This window comes from Enterobacter sp. SST3, assembly GCF_000286655.1.
GTDB classification, from domain to species: Bacteria; Pseudomonadota; Gammaproteobacteria; order Enterobacterales; family Enterobacteriaceae; genus Enterobacter; species Enterobacter roggenkampii.
Window position 1 is genome coordinate 26,522 of record NZ_ALNS01000011.1, and the last position, 21,571, is coordinate 48,092.

24 protein-coding genes and 1 pseudogene are annotated in these 21,571 nt (G+C 54.7%); 8 read left to right on the forward strand and 17 right to left on the reverse strand.

Annotated elements, in window-relative coordinates; all coding sequences use genetic code 11:
• Window positions 1–129: 129 nt before the first annotated feature.
• The 13 genes and pseudogenes from fliR to fliF form a co-directional block, all read right to left on the reverse strand.
• A pseudogene (gene fliR / locus B498_RS16215) lies at window positions 130–922 on the reverse strand (flagellar biosynthetic protein FliR); the annotation flags it as partial.
• A 7-nt stretch (window positions 923–929) separates the two neighbouring features.
• On the reverse strand, window positions 930–1,199 hold the full coding sequence (gene fliQ / locus B498_RS16210) for a flagellar biosynthesis protein FliQ (RefSeq protein ID WP_008500315.1): 270 nt from the start codon (window positions 1,197–1,199) through the stop codon (window positions 930–932).
• A gap of 9 nt (window positions 1,200–1,208) precedes the next feature.
• A complete protein-coding gene (gene fliP / locus B498_RS16205; RefSeq protein WP_008500316.1) occupies window positions 1,209–1,946 on the reverse strand; it encodes a flagellar type III secretion system pore protein FliP in 738 nt (245 codons plus the stop codon).
• Window positions 1,946–2,320, reverse strand: coding sequence for a flagellar biosynthetic protein FliO (gene fliO / locus B498_RS16200; protein WP_008500317.1), 375 nt, complete (start codon window positions 2,318–2,320; stop codon window positions 1,946–1,948). Before fliO ends, fliP begins: the two co-directional genes overlap by 1 nt.
• 2 nt (window positions 2,321–2,322) lie before the next feature.
• Window positions 2,323–2,736 carry a flagellar motor switch protein FliN gene (fliN, locus tag B498_RS16195; RefSeq protein WP_008500318.1) on the reverse strand — a complete coding sequence of 138 codons (414 nt, stop codon included), beginning with the start codon at window positions 2,734–2,736 and terminating at the stop codon, window positions 2,323–2,325.
• Complete coding sequence (fliM, locus tag B498_RS16190) at window positions 2,733–3,737, reverse strand: flagellar motor switch protein FliM (RefSeq protein WP_008500320.1); 1,005 nt, start codon at window positions 3,735–3,737, stop codon at window positions 2,733–2,735. Before fliM ends, fliN begins: the two co-directional genes overlap by 4 nt.
• A gap of 4 nt (window positions 3,738–3,741) precedes the next feature.
• Window positions 3,742–4,212, reverse strand: a complete 471-nt coding sequence (fliL, locus tag B498_RS16185; protein ID WP_008500321.1) for a flagellar basal body-associated protein FliL — start codon at window positions 4,210–4,212, stop codon at window positions 3,742–3,744.
• A gap of 106 nt (window positions 4,213–4,318) precedes the next feature.
• Window positions 4,319–5,551 carry a flagellar hook length control protein FliK gene (gene fliK, locus B498_RS16180; RefSeq protein ID WP_008500322.1) on the reverse strand — a complete coding sequence of 411 codons (1,233 nt, stop codon included), beginning with the start codon at window positions 5,549–5,551 and terminating at the stop codon, window positions 4,319–4,321.
• Window positions 5,548–5,991 carry a flagellar export protein FliJ gene (gene fliJ, locus B498_RS16175; protein WP_008500323.1) on the reverse strand — a complete coding sequence of 148 codons (444 nt, stop codon included), beginning with the start codon at window positions 5,989–5,991 and terminating at the stop codon, window positions 5,548–5,550. The genes fliK and fliJ overlap by 4 nt, the downstream gene beginning before the upstream one ends.
• Window positions 5,992–6,012: 21 nt before the next feature.
• Window positions 6,013–7,383, reverse strand: a complete 1,371-nt coding sequence (gene fliI, locus B498_RS16170) for a flagellar protein export ATPase FliI (protein WP_008500325.1) — start codon at window positions 7,381–7,383, stop codon at window positions 6,013–6,015.
• Entirely contained in the window at window positions 7,383–8,090 is a 708-nt protein-coding gene (gene fliH / locus B498_RS16165; protein ID WP_008500326.1) for a flagellar assembly protein FliH, read from the reverse strand. The genes fliI and fliH overlap by 1 nt, the downstream gene beginning before the upstream one ends.
• Entirely contained in the window at window positions 8,083–9,081 is a 999-nt protein-coding gene (fliG, locus tag B498_RS16160) for a flagellar motor switch protein FliG (RefSeq protein ID WP_008500327.1), read from the reverse strand. Before fliG ends, fliH begins: the two co-directional genes overlap by 8 nt.
• The gene (gene fliF / locus B498_RS16155) at window positions 9,074–10,753 is read right to left on the reverse strand and encodes a flagellar basal-body MS-ring/collar protein FliF (protein WP_008500328.1); all 1,680 of its coding nucleotides are present in this window, start codon (window positions 10,751–10,753) and stop codon (window positions 9,074–9,076) included. Before fliF ends, fliG begins: the two co-directional genes overlap by 8 nt.
• Before the next feature lie 228 nt (window positions 10,754–10,981).
• Here fliF and fliE point away from each other — a divergent pair, with 228 nt between their 5' ends.
• Complete coding sequence (gene fliE, locus B498_RS16150) at window positions 10,982–11,296, forward strand: flagellar hook-basal body complex protein FliE (protein WP_008500329.1); 315 nt, start codon at window positions 10,982–10,984, stop codon at window positions 11,294–11,296.
• A gap of 74 nt (window positions 11,297–11,370) precedes the next feature.
• Window positions 11,371–11,784, forward strand: coding sequence for a lipoprotein YedD (yedD, locus tag B498_RS16145; RefSeq protein WP_008500330.1), 414 nt, complete (start codon window positions 11,371–11,373; stop codon window positions 11,782–11,784).
• 93 nt (window positions 11,785–11,877) lie between these two features.
• Here yedD and amyA read toward each other — a convergent pair whose 3' ends face one another.
• The 4 genes from amyA to fliD are packed head-to-tail and all read right to left on the reverse strand — an operon-like array spanning window position 11,878 to window position 15,646.
• Window positions 11,878–13,365, reverse strand: a complete 1,488-nt coding sequence (amyA, locus tag B498_RS16140) for an alpha-amylase (RefSeq protein WP_021241382.1) — start codon at window positions 13,363–13,365, stop codon at window positions 11,878–11,880.
• 51 nt (window positions 13,366–13,416) lie between these two features.
• On the reverse strand, window positions 13,417–13,791 hold the full coding sequence (fliT, locus tag B498_RS16135) for a flagella biosynthesis regulatory protein FliT (RefSeq protein WP_008500332.1): 375 nt from the start codon (window positions 13,789–13,791) through the stop codon (window positions 13,417–13,419).
• Window positions 13,792–13,796: 5 nt separating this feature from the next.
• Complete coding sequence (gene fliS, locus B498_RS16130; protein ID WP_008500333.1) at window positions 13,797–14,201, reverse strand: flagellar export chaperone FliS; 405 nt, start codon at window positions 14,199–14,201, stop codon at window positions 13,797–13,799.
• Window positions 14,202–14,221: 20 nt separating this feature from the next.
• Window positions 14,222–15,646 (reverse strand): flagellar filament capping protein FliD, encoded by a 1,425-nt coding sequence (fliD, locus tag B498_RS16125; protein WP_008500334.1) that lies wholly within the window; start codon window positions 15,644–15,646, stop codon window positions 14,222–14,224.
• Between the two features lie 380 nt (window positions 15,647–16,026).
• Between fliD and B498_RS16120 the strand changes: the two genes are divergently transcribed.
• From B498_RS16120 to dcyD, 6 genes are all read left to right on the forward strand, one after another.
• A complete protein-coding gene (locus tag B498_RS16120; RefSeq protein ID WP_008500336.1) occupies window positions 16,027–16,866 on the forward strand; it encodes a flagellin in 840 nt (279 codons plus the stop codon).
• Between the two features lie 62 nt (window positions 16,867–16,928).
• Window positions 16,929–18,134 (forward strand): flagellin lysine-N-methylase, encoded by a 1,206-nt coding sequence (fliB, locus tag B498_RS16115; RefSeq protein WP_008500337.1) that lies wholly within the window; start codon window positions 16,929–16,931, stop codon window positions 18,132–18,134.
• A 129-nt stretch (window positions 18,135–18,263) separates the two neighbouring features.
• The gene (locus tag B498_RS16110) at window positions 18,264–18,983 is read left to right on the forward strand and encodes an RNA polymerase sigma factor FliA (RefSeq protein WP_008500338.1); all 720 of its coding nucleotides are present in this window, start codon (window positions 18,264–18,266) and stop codon (window positions 18,981–18,983) included.
• 54 nt (window positions 18,984–19,037) lie between these two features.
• Window positions 19,038–19,589, forward strand: a complete 552-nt coding sequence (gene fliZ / locus B498_RS16105; RefSeq protein ID WP_008500339.1) for a flagella biosynthesis regulatory protein FliZ — start codon at window positions 19,038–19,040, stop codon at window positions 19,587–19,589.
• A gap of 86 nt (window positions 19,590–19,675) precedes the next feature.
• On the forward strand, window positions 19,676–20,476 hold the full coding sequence (gene tcyJ / locus B498_RS16100; protein ID WP_008500340.1) for a cystine ABC transporter substrate-binding protein: 801 nt from the start codon (window positions 19,676–19,678) through the stop codon (window positions 20,474–20,476).
• 106 nt (window positions 20,477–20,582) lie between these two features.
• Window positions 20,583–21,569, forward strand: a complete 987-nt coding sequence (gene dcyD / locus B498_RS16095) for a D-cysteine desulfhydrase (RefSeq protein ID WP_008500341.1) — start codon at window positions 20,583–20,585, stop codon at window positions 21,567–21,569.
• The last annotated feature ends 2 nt before the right edge of the window (window positions 21,570–21,571 follow it).

Consider the following 21,571-nt stretch of genomic DNA (forward strand, 5'->3'; position numbering starts at 1 on the left):
TCTTAAAGTAAAGTAAATATTAAGTATTGTGAGGTGGTTAGAAACAATTAAACCGCGTCAGATATATCCTGGAAGATGTTTTTCGCGTTTTATTTTAGGAATATCCTCAGAAAGACAGTAACAACAGTGCGGGCTATTATTTACGTGGCAGTTCGCTGACAATATCCGCTAACAGGTTGAATATCTCGCCGAATAAATGTTCACAGAAGGGAGCGATAAGTGGCATCAGTAATGACATTAATAAAATTCCGACCGTCAGCGTCAGCGGAAAACCAATGACAAACACCGAAAGCTGCGGTGCCATTCGGTTGAGTAAACCTAACGCCAGGTTGACGGTCAGCAGCAGGGTGATGATCGGCAGCGCCAGCATCAGCCCGTTGAGGAAGATCAGCCCCGCCGCGCGGGTGAGCGCCAGAAACGCATTGCTGTTCACCGGATTTTCGCCAATCGGCAGCGTATGGAACGTGTCCACCAGCATGGAGATAAGCCACAGATGGCCGTTGAACGACAGGAACAGCAGCATGGCGAGCAGATCGATAATGCGCGCCAGCACGGGCATGTTGAGATGACTGCCAGGGTCAACAAACGTGGCGAACGATAGCCCCATCTGCAGGCCAATCAGTTCCCCCGCGGTACGCACCGCGGCAAAGGCAAGCTGCATGGTAAAGCCAACGGCGACGCCAATCATCACCTGCTGCAGGGCCACCCATACCGCATTCGCCGAGAAGATCGGAATATCCACCGGCGGAAGAGACGGTGCGACGATAATGGAGATGATGATGCCCAGCCCCACTTTGACACGCTTAGGGATCGATTTCTCGCTGAGAATGGGGGCGGTAGAGATCAGCGCCATGATGCGCAGCATCGGCCAAAAATAGACGCCGAGCCACTGAACCCACTGGTCGCTGGTGAAGTGCAGCATCGTCAGGTCAGCCGATGATGTACGGCAGGTTGGTAAACAGGTTGCGCATATAGTCCAGCAGCAGGTTCAGCATCCACGGCCCGGCCACGATAATAGCCACGAACACGGCGATAATTTTCGGGATGAATGACAGCGTCATTTCGTTAATCTGCGTGGCGGCCTGGAGAATACTGATAATCAGACCGGTAACCAGCGCGACAAGCAGCAGCGGCGCGGCAACGGCAATCGCGATTTTCATCGCCTCCGTGCCCATCATCATGACCGATTCGGGTGTCATTGCCGTTCCTTAACTGTAGAAACTCTGCGCCAGCGAGCTGACCAGCAGCTGCCAGCCGTCGACCAGCACAAAGAGCATGATCTTAAAGGGCAGGGCGATGGTCGCGGGCGGCACCATCATCATCCCGAGCGCCATCAGGACGCTGGCGATCACCAGGTCGATAATCAGGAACGGAATAAAGATGGTAAAGCCAATCTGGAATGCGGTTTTCAGCTCGCTGGTCACATAGGCGGGCAGCAGAATACGCATGGGTACCGCTTCCGGTCCCTGCAGTTCGCCGGTGTTGGACAGGCGGGCAAAGAGGGCCAGATCGGCTTCACGCGTCTGGCGCAGCATAAATTCCCGCAGCGGCTGCGCGCCTTTATCCAGCGCCTCCTGCATGGAGATTTTATCTTCGCTGAACGGCTGGTAGGCGTCGGTGTAAATCTTATCGATCACCGGCGACATAATGAAAAAGGTCAAAAACAGCGCCAGCCCGAGCAGAACCTGGTTTGGCGGAGCGGAAGGGGTCCCGAGCGCGTTTCGCAGCAGACCAAAAACGATGATGATGCGGGTGAAGCTGGTCATCATCAGCAGGATAGCCGGAATAAACGTCAGCGAGGTGATGAACACCAGCGTCTGAACCGGAAGCGACCAGCTTTGGCCGCCGCCCGCGAGCGGGGTAGAAACCAGACCGGGCAGTTGCGCATAGACCGCGGGAGCAAACAGGCCAACGCCCGCAAGCGTCAGGGATAACAAACGGCGCATCAGGATCTCCCGGAACGCTTAAGCAAACTGTTCATCACGGACTGGAAATCCGCAGGGGCCTCTGCACGCTCGTCCACCACAGCAGGGGCGGGCGGCAGTTTATGTAACACGCTGATGTTTGACGCCGTGACGCCCAGGACCAGGCGCGCATCGTCCACCTCGACGATGACCACGCGTTCACGCGGCCCCAGCGTGGTGCTGGCGCTGACCTTCAGCCCGCGGGCACCGGCGGTTTTCCCCGCCAGGCCAAAGCGCTTCGCCAGCCAGGCGGCGATAAGAATAAAGGCAATAATACCGAACAACGCCCCGCTCACCTGGAGCAGAGGCGAGCCGGGAACGGCAGAAGGTTGCGATACTGTTGCCTGGGTTTTCATGCTTAACGGCTCAGACGACGCATACGTTCAGACGGGGTAATGATGTCGGTGATGCGTACGCCGTATTTATCGGCCACCACCACCACTTCACCCTGAGCAATCAGATAGCCGTTGATCAGGATATCCAGCGGCTCGCCGGCCAGACCGTCAAGGGCTACTACAGAGCCCTGCGTCAGGCGCAGCAGCTCTTTAATGGTCATGCGGGTGCGTCCCAGCTCAACGGTCAGCTTAACCGGGATATCCATAATCAGGTCGATATCCTGCAGCGTGCCGCTGACGTCACCGCCGCCGAGCTGCTGGAATACGGCATCCGCTGCGCTTTTGGCCGGGGTCGCTTTTTGCTCGTTTAACGCGTCAGCCCACAGATCGTCCAGTGCTCCGCTGTTTTCATCGGACGGATTGTTCATGTCACTCATTTGGGCTGTTCCTCATTCAGCGAATTCAAAATCGGGTTGATCAAGTGCTCAACGCGTAACGCATACTGACCGTTAATCGTGCCGTACTGGCTTGTCAGCACGGGGACACCATCCACATGGGCAATAATGCGGTCGGGTTTTTCTATCGGCAAAACATCACCGGGTTGTAATTTCAGGATCTGAGATAACCGCAGCGGGATATCGGCGAAGCTCGCCACCAGCTCAAGCTGCGAATGCTGGACCTGGCGGACCAGGTTTTCACGCCAGTTCTGGTCTTCGTTGCGGGAGTTCTCCAGCGGCGGGTTAACCAGCAGCTCGCGCAGCGGTTCGATCATGCTGAACGGCAGGCAGATGTTGAACTCGCCGGTCAGGTTACCGATCTCCACGTGGAACGGCGTGTTCACGACGATATCGTTCGGGGAGGTGGTGATGTTGGTAAATTTCACCTGCATCTCAGAACGGACGTACTCCACTTCCAGCGGGTTAATCGCTTTCCACGCGTCGCTGTAGGACTCCAGCGCCAGCTTCAGCATGCGGTTAATGACGCGCTGTTCGGTGTGGGTGAATTCGCGACCTTCTACTTTGGTCGGGAAACGCCCGTCGCCGCCGAACAGGTTATCCACCGCGATGAACACCAGGCTTGGCGAAAACACCACCAGACCGGTGCCGCGCAGCGGCTTCAGATGAATCAGGTTAAGGTTGGTTGGCACCGGCAGGTTGCGGGCAAACTCGTGATACGGCTGAATGCGGATCGCACCCACCGTAATATCCGGGCTACGACGCAGCAGGTTAAACAGCCCCATACGGAACTGACGTGCAAAACGTTCGTTAATGATCTCCAGCGCCTGCAGACGTTCACGTACCACGCGACGCTGGGTATTCGGGTCATAGGGACGAATATCGCTATCGCCGCCAATACCCGGTTGCGGATCATCACTTTTATCGCTGTCGCCGTTGAGCAGCGCATCGATTTCTGCCTGAGAAAGAATACTGTCGCCCATGTCGTTACCGCAGAATGAAGGCTGTATACAGAACGTCAGTGACTTCCTGCTTAGGTTGGCCGTTTACCAGCGGGGTCGCCAGCGTTTGTTTAATGGCGTCGACCAGCTTTTGCTTACCCACATCGGTGGCCAGCGCCGAAGCGTCCTGACGAGAGAACAGCAGCAGAAGGCGGCTACGCACCTCCGGAAGATAATCATTCAGACGCGCGCGCGTGGCTTCATCCTTCAGGCGCAGCGTAATACCGACATACAGCACACGATCCGCGTCACCGAGGTTCACGGTGAAGGTGTCCAGAGGGAAAAATACCGGCGCCGGCGGTGGTGCAGGTTCGGCTTCGGCCGCAGCGGTCGAAGGTTCCTGCTGCATACGCCAGTAACTATAGCCCGCGGTAGCGCAGGCGGCGAGCGTGATCAACACCAGCAGCGGGATCCAGATGGAACGCTTACTTTTTTTGGTGATAGCGGAGTCAGTCATCTGATACGAGCTTCCTGTTTCGGTACAGCTTAATAAGGTGATTATCCCGTGTCCTGCTGTCGTCAAAGCGTGGAAAAGACGGGGATAATCACGCTACCTCTGGCGTTTAGGCGAAGATGTCTACGGCACTGTTACCGCGCGCGGCGGATTGCAGAGCGGCAGGGACAGGCAGTAACTCATCGCTCTCGTCATTAAAGCCGCCGGTGTTGCCGGAACGCGAAGCCTGGTGCTGCTGCTGGGATGAGGACTGCTGCTGCCCGGCAAAGCTCTCGCTGCTGACGCTGCTTTGCGCAAGCTGAATGCCGTTCTCCGCCAGTGAGGTTCGCAGGACCGGCAGCGCGGCTTCCAGCGCCGCACGGACATGGCTGTGCGCAGAAACCATCTGCAGCTGCGCCTGGTTATCATCCAGCTTAAGCGAAATTTGCACCTGACCCAGATCTTCCGGGTGCAGACGCAGCTCGGCTGTCTGCTGGCCCTGTTTAGTGAACAGGGTGATGTGCTGGCTCAGGGACTGCTGCCATTCATGCGTACCCAGAGGCTGGCTTAACACCGGCGCGGTGGCGACGGTGGCGGCCGTCTGACTGGTCGCATGGCTGGACATAATCGGTGCCAGGGTCGCCGTCGGTGAGGCTGAGGAGGAGGAACTGGCAAGCTCCTGCTTCTCTGCCGTTGCGGCCACGGCCGGCGTGGCCGGCGCGTTACCCGACAGGGCCGGGTCGCTGTTTTTCGCCTGGCTCTGATAAGGCGCAGCACTCTGGGCTTTATCATGGCTTCCCGGAAGCGCGTTCAGGGACGGCTGGCCCGCGCCGTTTTGCGTCAGCGCCGCTGAACTCAGCGTTGCGGTGGCGGGCACACCGTCACTGCCTGCCGCACGTGAGGTGCTGGTCTGCTGGTGCGGCAGCATGGCCATCAGCGCGCTTAACCCGGCCAGCTCCTCTTCGCTCAGCTCGCTTTTGCCGTCATCTTTGTTGTTGACCGCATTAAGCGTTTTCAGGGCATCACCCTTTGACAGCGGCACCAGCCCGGTTACCAGCGTATCAAGCGACGTAACGGGCGACGTTTCATCGCCATTCAGCGCAGTTTGACGCGAGAGCAGGTCGGCAATTTTGGCCTGCAGGGTGGTATCCCCTTTGGCGTCCTGAGCAACGTGGGACAGCTTGCTGCCGGCGGCTTTCAGGTCAGCCAGCGTCAGGGGCGCATCGTTGCCCTTGCCCGTCGCGTCCGACAGGGCGCCCGCGAGCAGCGCGAGAAAGTCCTGTGCACCGTCGGTGCCTTTTCCTGTCTGCGTACCGCCTGACAGGTCGCTGTCGCTCATCAGCAGTTGTTGCAGTGTGATCATTCCGGTTTCCTCATTGATGCGCGCTGGGCAAACTCATCCATTTTTTTCTGATCCAGGCGGTTTTCCGCCAGGGTCGTTGCCGCAATCTGTCGGTCCTGTAAGGTCTGCCAGGCCTGCAGTCGCTGCTTCTTCTCGCGCCAGAAATTCAGCGCGGTATCGACTTTCTGGGTCCACTGGTGTAGCTGCTGGCGATGCTGATCTATCGCCTTCTCCAGCGTCTGGATAAACTGCTGATAGTTAATCCAGCGCTGGCTTCCAATGCCCTGTGTCATATCGGTATTGAGGTTGGTGCGATATTCATGCTGATAGTCGATTAACATCTTCAACTGTTCTTGAGCCTGCTGGCACCCGCGTCGCATTGCGCCAAGCTGCAATGCGGCATCATCAACTTCTTTTTCAGCCAGATCTTTCAGCGTTGATAACGCGCTGTTTTGCGCCATGACCTTCGCCCTCCACCTGTGTTACACCTGCGGGAAAATCAGCTCCAGTGCCTGAATTGAATCTTCCCAGTCGGCACGTTCAAAAATGCCTTGTTGCAAAAATGCCTCCAGCTGCGGCCACAGGGTAATCGCTTTGTCGAGCATCGGGTCGCTGCCTTTGGCATACGCCCCCACGCTCACCAGATCGCGGTTGCGCTGGAAGCTGGAGAGGAGTTGTTTAAAGTTACGCACGCGGGCGTAGTGTTTCTCGGTTATCAGCGCGGTCATCGCGCGGCTGATAGAGGCTTCAATATCTATCGCCGGATAGTGTCCGGCTTCGGCCAGACGACGCGACAGCACGATATGGCCGTCAAGGATCGCGCGCGCGGAGTCGGCAATCGGATCCTGCTGGTCATCGCCTTCGGTCAGCACCGTATAGAACGCAGTGATGGAGCCGCCGCCGCTGATGCCGTTCCCCGCACGTTCCACCAGGGCAGGGAGTTTGGCGAAGACCGAAGGCGGGTAGCCTTTGGTCGCCGGTGGCTCACCGATAGCCAGCGCGATTTCACGCTGCGCCATCGCGTAGCGGGTCAGCGAATCCATGATCAGCAGCACGTGCTTGCCGCGGTCACGAAAATCTTCGGCGATGCGGGTGGCATAGGCTGCCCCCTGCATACGCAGTAACGGCGACACGTCCGCCGGTGCGGCAATGACCACCGAGCGGGCACGGCCTTCCGCGCCCAGAATGTTTTCAATAAAGTCTTTTACTTCACGACCGCGCTCGCCGATCAGGCCCACGACGATAACGTCCGCCTGGGTGTAGCGCGCCATCATGCCAAGCAGGACGGATTTACCCACGCCTGACCCGGCGAAGAGGCCCATACGTTGCCCGCGTCCCACGGTCAGCAGGGCGTTAATCGGTCGCACGCCGGTGTCGAGCACATGCTCGATAGGGGTACGCTGCAGGGGGTTAAACGGCTGGGTAATTAATGCGCCGGTTTCGGTAGTGTCCGGGGAGGGAAGCCCGTCGAGCGGCTTCCCGCTGCCGTCCAGCACGCGACCCAGCAGGGCAGGACCAAGCGGCAGCTGTTTCCCGCTTTGCAGCCCATCGCCAGACGTGTTTTTGGCATACACGCGCGCGCCGGGCAGAATACCTTCCACCTCTTCAAGCGGCATCAGGAACAGGCGCTGGCCGTTGAACCCGACCACTTCGCTTTCTACTTCACGCGTTTCAAGACCGTCCTGACGCTCAATCACGCAGGTCGCGCCCAGCGGAAGCTGCAGGCCGGTGGCCTCCAGGACCAGACCGGTGGCGCGCGTCAGCCGCCCATAACGACGAACAGAGGGCAGTTGCGCCATCTTCGTCTCAAAGTTGTCGAGCGTGGTGAGCCAGCGGGTGAGGCGTGCGGTCATCAGACGACTCCCGGTGCCGCCAGGCGACACAGTTCCTGCCAGCGGGTGGCGACGCTGGCATCCAGATCGCCTTCATCGGCAGAAACTTTGCAGCCGCCGTGATGTAACGACGGGTCGCCGCGCAGACGCCAGCCGTGCAGGTTTAGCGTCGCGCCCAGGCTCTCTTCCACGCGCTGCAGGTCGTCCGGGTGGACGCGCAGCTGCGGCTTCCCGCTGAACAGCGGCTCCTGCTGCAGCAGACCCTGAATTTGTTTGATTAGCGCGGTGTTATCCACCACGGGCGTCTGGCCGATCACCTGACGCGCGGCTTCCAGCGCCATCTGCATCAGTCGCGAGGCAATCACGCTGTCCAGCGCGTCCAGCGTGTGCTGAAACTCGCTGACCAGCTGCTGCATGCGGGCATGGATCGGCGCCTGCTGCTGGCGCGCCTGATCGATACCGTGCTCTAACCCTTTCGCCAGGCCTTCCTGATACCCCAGCTCGTGGCCTTTCTGCCGACCTTCGTTCAGACCGGCATTGTAGCCCTGCTCGTGCGCCTGCATTTGCAGCTGAGCCAGCATTTGCGCCTGCTGCTCCTCTTCGCTCAGCTCGGGCTGCTCGACGTCCGGGTCAAGCGCCTCGGTCGGGATCGCGGCTGGCGTGAACTCGGAGAGGGGAGGGGCCAGATCGTCCGGCGTCCAGCGCTTCCACGGCAGCTCATTAGACATAGGTGTCGTCTCCGCTGCCAATCACCATCTCGCCGGTTTCCGCCAGACGACGAACGATAAGCAGAATGGCTTTCTGTTCGTTTTCCACCTGAGACAGACGAACCGGACCGCGGTTGGCAAGGTCGTCGCGCAGGATATCGGCCGCACGTTGAGACATGTTGCGCAGGAACTTCTCGCGCAGCGGCTGCTCGGCGCCTTTGAGGGCGATAAGCAGCGACTCGGAATCCACTTCCTGGAGCAGGCGCTGGATGCTGCGGTCGTCCACTTCGACGAGGTTTTCGAACAGGAACATCTCGTCGATGATTTTCTGTGCCAGCTCGCCGTCGAATTCGCGAACCGCCGTAATGACGGCCTCTTCCTGCTGCGTTTTCATCAGGTTGATGATTTCTGCCGCCGTTCTCACGCCGCCCATTTTGCTGCGCTTGAGGTTCTGGCCGTCGAGCAGGTTGTTCAGCACCTCGGTCAGCTCCGCCAGCGCGGCAGGCTGAACGCCGCCGAAGGTGGCGATACGCAGCATCACATCGTGACGCAGACGCTCTTCGAACAGCGCCAGAATATCGGCCGCCTGACCACGTTTGAGGTGGACAAGGATGGTGGCGATAATCTGCGGGTGCTCGTCGCGAATAAGGTCCGCGGCACTCTGCGGTTCCATAAAGTTAAGCGTTTCGATACCGCTGGCGGTATCGCGCGTTTCCAGAATGTCTTCCAGCAGGCTGGCGGCACGCTCTTCGCCCAGCGCCTTGACCAGCACGGAACGCAGGTAGTCGTTGGCGTTGACGTTGAGCGCGGCAAACTGTTCGGCTTCCTGCTCAAACTCCGACAGCACTTCGGTCAGCTGCTTGTTGGAGATTTGACGCACGTTGGCCATCGCCGCACTGAGAATTTGCACTTCCCGCTGGGAGAGGTGTTTAAACACCTCTGCCGCGCGATCTTCGCCAATGGTCATCAGCAGGATGACGCTTTTATCGGTGCCCGTAAGCGTATTACTCATGTTCGTTACCCATCCACTGACGGATGACCAGCGCCACGACGCGCGGATCGTTATCTGACATTTCGCGAATGCGCTGGCTCATCACCTCGGCACCCATGCGCTGGTTAGCGCGGCGCTGCTGCATCTGTTCATCTTTGCTGAGGCGCACTTCAACCGCTTCTTCCGTTTCCTGACGCGCATTCATCTGCTCGCGAGCCGCTTTTTCGGCTTCAGCACGGCGCTGGAGCTGAGGACGAACGCCCTTGCGCCACAGCAGCCACGCGACAATCAGCACCAGCAGCCAGCGTCCAGCGGACATCAGCTGGTCGATAAACGCCTGCTGTTGCCAGAACGGCAGTTCACCGCCGGTCTCTTCCACCGAGTTGAACGGTGAGTTCACCACGTTGAGGGTATCGCCGCGCTTCTCGGAGTAACCCATCGCTTCACGGGTCAGGTTTTCAATCTGCTTCATCTGTTCGGCGGTCAACGGCAACGGTTTGCCATCCGCCAGCGTTTTGTAGTTCACCACTACCGCAACGGAGAGACGCTGAATATCGCCCACGTTCAGTTTAGTGTGGCGAATCGTCCTATCCACTTCGTAGTTCGTGGTTTCGTTACGGCTGCTGTTTCGTGGACCGCTGTTCGTCGCCGTTGAGGTGGTCTGCTGGTTATTCTGCTGGCCATTCTGCTGATTGGCCGGCGGCGTAGAGATCGGCGCCGCGTTAGCCGGGGCAGGCTGGTTAGACAGCGCGCCCGGCACGCCGCCTGGGTTTGCGCCGCCAATCTGCTCGCTGGTGTTGATCTGGCGCGAACGCATAACCGCCTGCGCCGCATCGCCGTTCGGGCTGTACTGCTCTTCTGTTTGTTCTTTATTCGAGAAGTCGATCTGCGCGGTGACCTGCGCGTGCACGTTGCTGTTGCCCACCACCGGACCCAGGATCGCTTCGATACGGCGCTGGAGACGGCTTTCCACATCGGCGGCATATTTCAGCTGCGCGTCATTCAGATCGCGACCGGCGGTATTGGATTGCGTCAGCAGGTGACCGCTCTGGTCAACCAGCGTCACGTTACCCGGCGGCAGACCGGCCACGGCGCTGGAGACGAGATGCGTCACCGCGCTGATTTGCCCTTCGTCCAGCGCGCGGCCAGGCTCAAGCTTCACGGTCACGGAAGCCGAAGGCGATTTCTGTTCGCGGACAAATAAGGAAGGTTTAGGCATCGCCAGGTGCACGCGGGCGCTCTTCACCGGGCCTAATGTTTCAATGGTGCGGGCCAGCTCACCTTCCAGCGCACGCTGGTAGTTCACCTGCTCGCTGAACTGGCTGATACCGAATTTTTCCTGATCCAGCAGCTCAAAGCCTACCGCGCCGCCCTTTGGCAGCCCCTGCTGGGCCAGACGCAGACGCAGTTCGTGCACCTTATCTGCCGGGACCTCCAGCGCACCGCCATTATCGGCAAAGCGATAAGGGATGTTCATCTGGGTCAGCTGGGTGACGATGGCGCCGCCATCCTGATCGGAAAGGTTACTGTAGAGCGTCCGGTAATCAGGGCTTTTCGCCCACAGGACCATCGCTACAAGGATCGCAATTGCGGCAGCGCCTGCCACGATCAACGGGATTTTAGGATTCGCGCGAAGGCGGTTCATCCACTCGAGTGATTTATTCTGCGGCGCTGTCGATGCTGTTGCACTCATTGCGCACCTCTTAAATCCTGGTGGTTTACGTTATTCGTGTAGAGAAACAAAACTGACTCCCGGGTCGGCAAACACGACAAATGTTCCATATTGATGGCCCTGCCATTATTTGATGATTCGTGATTTTCTATGCGTCAAATAACCTGGTTTTTTCATGCTATTTACCGCCATTATCTTATTGACAAGCTGTTAGTCTTGACCGCGTAAAAAACCATCCAGGGGAGAGTCATGGCTATACAGGGCATTGAAGGGGTAATCAGTCAGCTGCAGGCAACGGCGATGACGGCCCGTAATCAGAATGTGGCAGATCAGCAGCCGAGCATCAGCTTTGCAGGGCAACTGCATGCCGCGCTTGACCGTATCAGTGATACCCAGACCGCAGCGCGTACGCAGGCAGAAAAGTTCACCCTCGGCGAGCCGGGCGTGGCGCTGAATGATGTGATGACCGATTTGCAAAAAGCCTCGGTTTCCCTGCAGATGGGGATCCAGGTGCGTAACAAGCTGGTGTCGGCTTATCAGGAAGTGATGGGGATGCAGGTCTAAGACCTGTCGATCTTCGCTGGCAGCCACAGCGCTTTAATGCCACAATATTTTTTTCTTCGAATGCAGGAAAGATGATGAAAAAAATAGCAATTGCTGGCGCGCTGCTGGCACTGACCGGGTGCGTTCAGGTCGATAATTATAAAGAGGTGATCAAGCATCCTGTCCCGGCGCATCTGGCGGGATACTGGCAGTCAAAAGGGCCGCAGAGCAAAATGGTCAGCCCCGAAGCGATTGCCACGCTGGTGGTGACGGAAGAGGGCAATACGCTGGACTGCCGTCAGTGGCAGCGCGTGATTGCCGTGCCGGGTAAAATCATGCTGCGTTCAGACAGTTATTACAACGTGACGCGCAAGCTGGATATCTATCCGCTGGAGCGCGATGGCTCGACGCTTGAGTACGACGGGCTGGAGCTGCAGAAGGTCGATCGCCCAACGGTTGAGTGTGCCGATTACCTGAGCAAGCATCCGCTGGAGAGTAAACTACCGTAGCCGTTTGTTGCCGGGTGGCGCTGACGCTTACCCGGCCTACAAAAGTGCCTTCCAGTAGGCCGGGTAAGGCGAAGCCGCCACCCGGCATTGTTTCTACAACGCATCCTCAATTACCCACACGCTCACGCTTCCGCCTTTGCAGGTAAACGTCCCTTCGCCATCCGCCGCCGTGGTGACCGTTTCTTCGCGATTGCCGAGAAAATCACGCCACGTTTTGTTGCCGTAGTTTTCCCCCAGGCAAATTACCTTCTCGCCGTCGTCCCCGTTTGACATGACCACCACGCAGCCAGGATCGTCTTCCGTGCCGCTGCGGCTGAAGGCGATGCAGTTAGGATGGTCAAAAAAGAGCGTCTGCACGCCGTGGGCAAAACGCTGGCGCGCGAGGATCAGCTCGTGGAGCTGCTCAATCACAGGCATATCAATATGGTACGTTTCACCGTCTCCACCCGTATCGTCATAGCTGGCGCCAAAGAGGTCAGGATAAAAGACGCTCGGCACGCCATTTTCCCGCAGCAGGATCAGCGCATACGCCAGCGGTTTAAACCAGGCTTCGACCGGGGCTTCCAGCGCCTGCAAAGGCTGGGTGTCATGGTTCGCGACGAGGGTGACCGCATGAAACGGATCGGCTTCCACCAGCGTGCCGGTAAAGATTTGGCTCATGTCGTAATCCCGGCCCTGACGTGACGCCTCGTGGAATTTCATCTGCAGGGGGGCATCAAACAGCATGGTTTTGCCTTCGACCTGGTCGATATAGGCCTGAAGTTTATCCACCTCGTGAGACCAGTATTCCGCCACGATAAACAGCGGCTGGTCGGCGACCTCCTGGACGTGCTCAATCCACTCTTTGTAAAACCAGGCGGGAATATGCTTGACGGCGTCCAGACGAAAACCGTCGCAGCGCGTCTGTTCCATGACCCAGCGGGCCCAGTATTTGATCTCCTCGGTGACGGCGTGATTGCGAAAGTCGATATTTTCGCCCATCAGGTAATCGAAGTTACCCATCTCATCATCAACCTGATCGTTCCAGCCTTCGCCGGTGTAATCGTTGACGATTTTAAAAATGCCGTCTTCATCGGGGTTTTCAATGTGGTCGACGCCGCTGAAGCATTTGTAGTCCCAGATAAACTGCGAATATTGCCCGGCGCGGGCAGGGAAGGTATAGCGGGTCCAGGCTTCACACTCGATGACCTCATCGTCGATCTGCGTGCGATCCTGCTCGTTCACGCGCTGAACGCGGACGGGCTCTTTTTCATCGGCACCCATTTTGTGGTTCACCACCACGTCCAGCAGTACGGCAATGTCGTTGCGCTTGAGGGCGTCGATGGCTTCCAGCAGCTGCGCTTTGTCACCGTATTTCGTGGCGATACTGCCTTTCTGGTCAAACTCGCCCAGATCGAACAGGTCATAGGAGTCATAGCCGACAGAATACCCGCCTGACGCGCCTTTATAGGCGGGCGGGAGCCAGATCATGTTAATGCCGATTTCGTTAAGATTGGGGGCTAACGCCGTGACCTCTCGCCACAATTCACCGCCAGCAGGGTAGTACCAGTGAAAACATTGTAACAGGGTGGGGTTTTTCATCATCCTTGCTCCAGAAGCCATTGGCAGACTTCTGGAGTATGGATGAAGAAATCATAGTTGTGTGTCGCGGGTAAAACTTTCTGGGTAAAGAATATTCCCTGACAGCTTTCCATAGGTAGACGTGATGGATTGCTGTTTGCCGGTTTGATCGATCAGATTGCGCAGTTCGTCCATTCGGACTTTCAGCAGCGCTTTTAGCGCATTCTCATTTTCAAGGATCATTTCCAGCAGCGCACGCGCTTGCTCAACCTGAGCCGGAGGGCATGACATAATGGGTGTTTGAGAAATCCTCTCCACCAGTTGTACATAATGCATTTCCTGCTCGATAAGCGCATCCCATTGACCAGAATGTGCGAGATTTAGCATAGCAATGCTCTGAGCATGTAACGCCTGCCAGTGGCTAAGCGCTGCGCTGGGATTATTCATCAAAATTATCCTGAAATAGAGGACGCATTGGGGCCGATTTGCTTCCACGCATCCGCAATGTTGTTTAATAAACCCTCGACTTCAACAATTGCGTCTATGTCGTTGCGTAAATTTGCATATAACAAACGTCGAACCATATAGTCATATAAAGCAGCGAGGTTGCCTGGTAATTCACTTTCGACTTCCATGTTTAGACCGGCTTTTAATCCGTTATCTATAATCGCAATCGCTTTTGAAAGCGTTTCGCCTTTTTGAGCGATTTGTCCGGACTCAAGAAACAGGCGAGCCCGAACAAGAGCGCTAAGCGCTCCATCGAACAACATGACTATCAACTCGTGAGGGCTTGCATTCATTACTGCGCTTTCAAGCCCTACTTGTTGATATGCCTGAACACCTGATGTGTTATACATATTTACTCCTGAAACACATTCTAACGCTGTGAAAACTGCTGAGTAAGATAATTGGCTGTATTTGTCATTTTTGTCATCATTACATCAAGGCTCGTAAACTGTGCTTTATAACGTGCCATAGTCGCTTCAATGGAAGCTTCCATTGAATCATATCGCTCCCCAAGGCTTTTCAGGGTTTTATTGATTCCATCTTTAGCGTTTTGGATAACACCTGCTTTTCCGATACTTGTACTTAACATTGCATCCAGCGTTTTGCTCATCTGTGTAGCAAGCCCGGTTATTTTTCCATCGCCGATAAAGTATTGCTGCACAGCATCAGGATTATCTGTCAAAACCTTTGTAAGTTTTTCGGCATCAATTTTCAGGTTCCCCGTGCTGCCATCTGCGGCTTTAGTTGGATCCTGCGTAATACCCAACTGTGCCATGATTTGCACGGAACCACTTTGAACTTGTGTCAGAAGTCCACGAAGTTGCGACTGAATTCCACGTACATTCGCATCACCAACAAGAGCTCCGTTACTGTTAGACTGAGATTTTGAACCTGGGTCGACGGCGACATACTTTGTCAGTGACGTGATCGTCGATTGCAGTGAGTTGTAAGCTGTAACCCAGTCGCTAATCGCTTTCTGGTTGATGTCAGTGGCTCGGTCAATATTAAGAGTTTCATCTTCTTTACTTTCTGCCTTGAGCGCGAATGTGACACCGGGCAAAGCGTCGGTAATGGTATTGGACTGACGCTCAATTTCGATTTCGTTAACTACAACTACAGCATTCTGCGCTGGTGTTTTCAAAACCAGGGCGCCGGTTTTATTTGTCGAGTCATAGCCAATCGCTGCTTGCAGTTTATCATCACCGTTAACGCTAATTGTCATCTCACCATCTGTGCCGGTTGACTTAGAGGTCAACATTAAGCGGTAGTCACCTTCTTTCGCCTTAATCACGCTCGCCGTGACGTTACCGTTGGCTTTATTAATTGCATTTGCAATCCCCTGGATTGAGGTATCTGCATCAGAAAGTTCGACTACAAGTGGATCTTTTGTCCCTGGTTGCGTAACGGTGACCTTACGGGTTGTACCCGTTATGTCGCCTAATTTCTCGGTATTTGTCGAATAGGATCCTGTAGAAAGAGCCTGTGCACGCGCCAATTTGTTAACATTAACAACGAAAGCACCGGTAGATGCTTCGGAAGTGGTGGTTGCAGTAAACGCAGTATTGGTGCTACCAACAGAAGTAGAGTTCCAGGTCGCTGTTTTACCCAGTGCTGCAGTTGCTGTTTGCAGAGATGTCATCGCGCTCTGCAATTTTCCGTAGGCGCTAAGTTGTGCATTATAATTCGATTGCTGTGTTGTGATTGTAGTAAGTTTGGTTCTCTCAGCCGCTTCTAACTGATTGTATAAATCTCCAAGTCCAGCAGAACCTATGCCGAGGTTACTGATAGTCGCCATATTCATATCCTTTTCAATGCGAAGAAATCGTTCACGACAGTTATCGGCCTCTTGAGACAAAAGTTTACCGGTCAATAAAAAAAAGTATCCGACGAATAGCAGCATCGAAGAGTGCTAAATGAATGGATTGCCGTTGGCGTAAGCTAATCATGTCAAGCCAGTGGTACTAAAAAAGATATGGTTATAGGTTAAATAAACATCCAATTAGCTGTTAGATATAGGAGATGTATGATTTATTTCTTATAAAAATCATATGGATGTTTTTTTTTTGAAATTGATTCTAAAGTCTTTCCAGAGGTCGTCGATAACCTTGTTGACGGTGAGCAACGCCGAGAGCTTGAGGCACCGACTCTTGAAACTAATTGGAAGGAATTAAAATTATGGCAGTTATCAATACTAATCTGTTGTCTCTCACTACTCAGAACAACCTGAATAAATCTCAGTCTTCCCTGGGTACTGCGATCGAGCGTCTGTCCTCTGGTCTGCGTATCAACAGCGCAAAAGACGATGCTGCCGGCCAGGCGATCGCGAACCGTATGAATGCCCAAATTAAAGGTATGAACCAGGCATCTCGTAATGCAAACGACGGTATTTCTTTAATTCAGACTGCTGAAGGCAATCTGAACGAAATCAACACCAACCTGCAGCGTGTTCGTGAACTTAGCGTCCAGGCCGCGAATGGCACGAATGACACCACTGACATTGATTCAATTGAAGCTGAAATAACCCAGCGCTTGGAAGAAATTGATCGTCTGGCTAACTCTGCAACCTTCAACGGTAAAAAACTGTTCAATGATGCAGATGTCACCATCCAGGTGGGGGCAGGTGCAACAACAGATGACACCATTAAAATTACTAAAGATGCACTGATCAAAGCGACTTCTTCTGATCTGAACACTGCGCTGAAATCAGACGGTTCAATTGACCTGGGTGACAATACCAAAGCACAAGCATTTGTTACTGCAGTTGACGATGCTCTGAAAAAAGTTGACGGTGCACGTAGTAACCTGGGTGCAATTCAAAACCGTCTGGAGTCAACCATTAATAACCTGAACAATTCAGTGAATAACTTATCTGCTGCGCAGTCTCGTATCCAGGATGCTGACTACGCAACAGAAGTTTCTAACATGTCTCGTTCCCAGATCCTGCAACAGGCCGGTACTTCAGTTCTGTCTCAGGCGAATCAGGTTCCTCAGACTATGCTGTCTCTGCTGCGTTAATTTTACGCACGAAACCCCGCTTCGGCGGGGTTTTTTTATCTCTGCTATTTGAGGATCCGCCTGTGAAACAGATCGTTATTACCCAGCCTAAACTGGTCGCAGATTTTTCATGTGTCGGTGGGGAATGCCGTGAACATTGTTGTCAGGGTTGGACCATCGCATTTGATAAATCCTCCGTTAACCGCTATCTGAACAGTAAAAATGCCGCGATTCGTCAGACGGCGAAAACGGCGATAAAAGTCACCAAAAAACACTATGGCCACTGGGGCGAAGTGATTTTCCATACGGAAAGCAAAAATTGCCCGTTTATGGATACCGAAAAGCTCTGCAATATTCACAGCGTGATGGGTGTCCAGGCCTTAAGCCCAACTTGTTCGACGTTCCCGCGGACAAACCGGGTCTATAAAAATGAAATCGAAAAATCGCTCAATCTCTCGTGTCCGGAAGTGACCCGACTTCTGTTGAACGATCGGGAGTCTATGTCGATGATGGAATCGGTTATTGTCCAGCAGGACGTCAATAACGCGCCAATGATTGATTTGAAGGCCAAGGTCATCAATCTCTTCTGCCAGAATATATTCAGCGTTGAAGGTGTTAGCGTTGAAGAACAGGTTTACGCCATGGTGAAATTCCTCATGGTGGCTGAAAAGCTCGATAATCTCGAAGAGAATATCGGCACGCTCGAAACGGTCTATTTCTCGCTGGTTAACGAGCTGGTGAGCGGTAAAATCAAGACGGAGCTTGGCGGGTTTAATCAGAACTACAGCCTGAAATTCGCGCTAATTTCGCTCATCCAGAGCTATTTTACGAAGAAAGCGACAGCCCGCGGCGGTGCGGTATTAAATCGTTATTTTACCCAGCTTTATCAACAGTTTGAGTCTGCGGGTGACACCGTGCCGGCAGAGAAGGTCATGGAAAACATCGAGTCCGTCTGGCGCGATGTGGCAAGCGGTTACCTGGCGACCAATGACCATTTATTTAAGAACTTTTTTAAATACAAACTCTGGGAGCAGGCCTTTCCGCAGAACAACGGCCGCAGCATGTTGAATAACCTTTATTTAATCGTTGCGGAGTACTATTTCCTGAAAACGTTACTTGCCGGTCAGGCTATCGTGGCGGGGAAAATTAAACAAGATAATATCATTGATGTTATTTACAGCTTCCATTCCCTTAGCCAGCATAATCAGGAAGCGGGAAAGCTCTTTCATCAACATATAGATAGCGTCAAACTGGGCGACGATCTTTCATTGTTGCAACTGTTAATTTAGGCAGAAAAGTTGCCCCGGTTGTGGGCAACCTCAGAATAACCTCACTTTATCCCCCTTTTTCATCCAATTGAACGCCCTCCAGAATCGGATAATCATGCCGATAACTCAACTAACGCAGGGCTGTTTATCGTGAATTCACTCTATACCGCTGAAGGTGTAATGGATAAACACTCGCTGTGGCAGCGTTATGTCCCGCTGGTGCGTCACGAAGCATTGCGCCTCCAGGTGCGCTTGCCGGCGAGCGTGGAACTCGACGATCTGCTACAGGCGGGCGGTATCGGGTTATTGAATGCAGTTGACCGATACGACGCTCTGCAAGGAACGGCATTTACGACTTACGCAGTTCAGCGTATTCGTGGTGCGATGCTGGACGAGCTGCGCAGCCGTGACTGGGTACCGCGTAGTGTTCGCCGCAATGCACGCGAAGTGGCGCATGCGATGGGGCAGCTGGAACAGGAACTGGGACGCAACGCAACGGAAACCGAAGTGGCGGATCGTCTTGGCATTGCTGTTGAAGAGTATCGTCAGATGTTGCTCGATACCAATAATAGTCAACTCTTCTCTTATGACGAGTGGCGAGAAGAGCATGGCGATAGCATCGAGCTGGTGACGGATGAGCACCAGCAAGAAAACCCGTTACACCATTTAATGGAAGGGAATTTACGCCAGCGCGTCATGGAAGCTATTGAAGCTCTGCCTGAACGCGAACAGCTGGTATTGACCCTTTATTACCAGGAAGAGCTTAACCTCAAAGAGATTGGCGCTGTTCTGGAGGTGGGAGAGTCGCGGGTGAGCCAGCTGCACAGCCAGGCCATTAAACGCTTACGAACCAAGCTGGGTAAGTTATAGGTGATTGATTCACCTTAAAAATGCCGCACAACGTATTGACAACCAGGAGTTATCATGACGGTGCAGCAATCTAAAAGACGGCCTTTAAGCCGCTACCTGAAAGACTTTAAACACAGCCAGACGCATTGCGCCCACTGTAACAAGTTACTCGATCGTATCACGCTGGTTCGCCGCGGCGAAATCGTCAATAAGATCGCGATTTCGCGCCTCGACACGTTGATGGACGAAGCAGCATGGCTCGAAGAGCAAAAAGAGTGGGTGGCGCTTTGCCGTTTCTGTGGCGATCTCCATTGCAAAGAGCAAAGCGACTTCTTCGACATTATCGGCTTCAAGCAGTTCCTGTTTGAACAAACGGAGATGAGCCACGGCACCGTTCGCGAATACGTGGTTCGCCTGCGCCGCCTCGGGCAGCATCTGACCGTGAACAACATTTCCCGCGATCTGCTCAAAACCGGTTATCTCGACGAGAACCTGGAGCCGTGGCTGCCTGCGACCAGCACCAACAACTACCGGATTGCGCTGCGCAAGTACGCACAATATAAGGTACAAATGCCGGGTGCCATAAAGCAGAAAGCCCACGCCGGAACAACTTCTGATATATATTAAAAAAGAATAAGATGTAGCGCAGTCGCCTTTGACGTTGCAGGCGATTTCTCTACACTACGTAAAAATTCCACTATATCGGGGTATTTATGAAATTTGCACTTCTGGGTCGTCAGGCGCTGATGGGTGTTATGGCCGTTGCGCTGGTTGCGGGCATGAGCGTGAAAACGTTCGCCGCAGAAAACCTGCTGAATAAAGTAAAAGAGCACGGTACGCTGCTGGTCGGGCTGGAAGGAACCTATCCTCCGTTCAGCTTCCAGGGCGATGACGGCAAGCTGACCGGTTTTGAAGTGGAGTTTGCTGAAGAGCTGGCGAAACACCTCGGCGTGAAAGCGTCCCTGAAACCGACCAAATGGGACGGTATGCTGGCGTCGCTGGATTCGAAACGCATTGACGTGGTCATCAACCAGGTCACCATCTCTGACGAGCGTAAGAAGAAGTATGACTTCTCCACCCCGTATACCGTGTCCGGTATTCAGGCGCTGGTGAAGAAAGGCAACGAAGGCACCATCAAAACGGCTGCGGACCTGAAAGGGAAGAAAGTCGGTGTCGGTCTGGGAACCAACTACGAAGAGTGGCTGCGCCAGAACGTTCAGGGCGTGGATATCCGCACCTATGATGATGACCCGACGAAATACCAGGATCTGCGCGTGGGCCGTACCGACGCCATTCTGGTTGATCGCCTGGCAGCACTGGATCTGGTGAAGAAAACCAACAACACCCTGGCGGTAGCGGGTGATGCGTTCTCTCGTCAGGAATCCGGCGTGGCCGTTCGTAAAGGTAACGAAGACCTGGTGAAAGCGATTGATTCCGCGATTGCTGACATGCAAAAAGACGGTAGCCTGAAAGCGCTTTCCGAGAAGTGGTTCGGGGCAGACGTCACGAAATAAGTTTCTGACGTAAAAAAAGGCGCTTTTAAAAGCGCCTTTTTTATTTCTTACGCGTCTGCGTGCATAATGAAAAATATCACATTTTGTCTGAGTTACCGGAGCATCCATGTCACTACAGAATTTAACGCGCTTTCCCCGCCTGGAGTTCATCGGCGCGCCGACGCCGCTGGAGTATCTCCCGCGATTTTCTGATTATTTAGGGCGCGATATTTTTATTAAGCGTGATGACGTGACGCCCATGGCGATGGGGGGCAACAAGCTGCGCAAGCTGGAGTTTCTGGCGGCGGACGCCCTGCGCGAAGGTGCGGATACGCTCATCACTGCCGGGGCCATCCAGTCCAACCACGTTCGCCAGACGGCGGCCGTGGCGGCGAAGCTTGGGCTCCACTGCGTGGCGTTGCTGGAAAACCCGATTGGCACGCGGGCTGAAAACTATCTCACCAACGGTAACCGCCTGCTGTTAGACCTGTTTAACGTGCAGGTTGAGATGGTTGACGCGCTGACCGACCCGACCGCCCAGCTCGATGAGCTGGCGACGCGTCTGGAAGCGCAGGGTTTTCGCCCCTACGTTATCCCCGTCGGCGGTTCGAATGCGCTGGGCGCGCTGGGGTACGTGGAAAGTGCGCTGGAAATCGTGCAGCAGTGCGAGGGTGCGGTGAGTCTCTCCTCCGTCGTGGTCGCGTCCGGCAGTGCGGGCACCCATGCCGGGCTGGCGGTGGGGCTGGAGCAACTGCTTCCGGAGGTCGAACTGATTGGCGTGACGGTGTCCCGCAGCGTGGCGGATCAGAAGCCGAAAGTGGTTACGCTACAGCAGGCGGTTGCAGAGCAGCTGGAGCTGAAGGCCAAGGCCGATATTCTGCTCTGGGATGACTATTTTGCGCCGGGTTACGGCACGCCGAACGATGAGGGAATGGAAGCGGTGAAACTGCTGGCGCGCCTCGAGGGCATACTGCTCGATCCGGTCTATACCGGCAAAGCGATGGCCGGACTGATCGACGGCATTGCGCAAAAACGCTTTAAGGATGAAGGGCCGATTTTATTTGTCCATACCGGCGGAGCGCCTGCGCTGTTTGCCTATCATCCTCATGTCTAAAA

Excerpts from the sequence above, each read along its gene's own strand:
- fliE (WP_008500329.1), top strand. The coding sequence starts at position 10,982 with ATGGCTATACAGGGCATTGAAGGGGTAATCAGTCAGCTGCAGGCAACG.
- fliL (WP_008500321.1), bottom strand. The coding sequence starts at position 4,212 with ATGACTGACTCCGCTATCACCAAAAAAAGTAAGCGTTCCATCTGGATC.
- fliM (WP_008500320.1), bottom strand. The coding sequence starts at position 3,737 with ATGGGCGACAGTATTCTTTCTCAGGCAGAAATCGATGCGCTGCTCAAC.
- tcyJ (WP_008500340.1), top strand. The coding sequence starts at position 19,676 with ATGAAATTTGCACTTCTGGGTCGTCAGGCGCTGATGGGTGTTATGGCC.
- fliZ (WP_008500339.1), top strand. The coding sequence starts at position 19,038 with ATGACGGTGCAGCAATCTAAAAGACGGCCTTTAAGCCGCTACCTGAAA.
- fliF (WP_008500328.1), bottom strand. The coding sequence starts at position 10,753 with ATGAGTGCAACAGCATCGACAGCGCCGCAGAATAAATCACTCGAGTGG.
- fliH (WP_008500326.1), bottom strand. The coding sequence starts at position 8,090 with ATGTCTAATGAGCTGCCGTGGAAGCGCTGGACGCCGGACGATCTGGCC.
- dcyD (WP_008500341.1), top strand. The coding sequence starts at position 20,583 with ATGTCACTACAGAATTTAACGCGCTTTCCCCGCCTGGAGTTCATCGGC.
- fliJ (WP_008500323.1), bottom strand. The coding sequence starts at position 5,991 with ATGGCGCAAAACAGCGCGTTATCAACGCTGAAAGATCTGGCTGAAAAA.
- B498_RS16120 (WP_008500336.1), top strand. The coding sequence starts at position 16,027 with ATGGCAGTTATCAATACTAATCTGTTGTCTCTCACTACTCAGAACAAC.
- fliK (WP_008500322.1), bottom strand. The coding sequence starts at position 5,551 with ATGATCACACTGCAACAACTGCTGATGAGCGACAGCGACCTGTCAGGC.
- fliN (WP_008500318.1), bottom strand. The coding sequence starts at position 2,736 with ATGAGTGACATGAACAATCCGTCCGATGAAAACAGCGGAGCACTGGAC.
- fliI (WP_008500325.1), bottom strand. The coding sequence starts at position 7,383 with ATGACCGCACGCCTCACCCGCTGGCTCACCACGCTCGACAACTTTGAG.
- fliQ (WP_008500315.1), bottom strand. The coding sequence starts at position 1,199 with ATGACACCCGAATCGGTCATGATGATGGGCACGGAGGCGATGAAAATC.
- fliP (WP_008500316.1), bottom strand. The coding sequence starts at position 1,946 with ATGCGCCGTTTGTTATCCCTGACGCTTGCGGGCGTTGGCCTGTTTGCT.
- fliT (WP_008500332.1), bottom strand. The coding sequence starts at position 13,791 with ATGAATAATCCCAGCGCAGCGCTTAGCCACTGGCAGGCGTTACATGCT.
- fliD (WP_008500334.1), bottom strand. The coding sequence starts at position 15,646 with ATGGCGACTATCAGTAACCTCGGCATAGGTTCTGCTGGACTTGGAGAT.
- yedD (WP_008500330.1), top strand. The coding sequence starts at position 11,371 with ATGAAAAAAATAGCAATTGCTGGCGCGCTGCTGGCACTGACCGGGTGC.
- fliO (WP_008500317.1), bottom strand. The coding sequence starts at position 2,320 with ATGAAAACCCAGGCAACAGTATCGCAACCTTCTGCCGTTCCCGGCTCG.
- fliS (WP_008500333.1), bottom strand. The coding sequence starts at position 14,201 with ATGTATAACACATCAGGTGTTCAGGCATATCAACAAGTAGGGCTTGAA.
- amyA (WP_021241382.1), bottom strand. The coding sequence starts at position 13,365 with ATGAAAAACCCCACCCTGTTACAATGTTTTCACTGGTACTACCCTGCT.
- fliG (WP_008500327.1), bottom strand. The coding sequence starts at position 9,081 with ATGAGTAATACGCTTACGGGCACCGATAAAAGCGTCATCCTGCTGATG.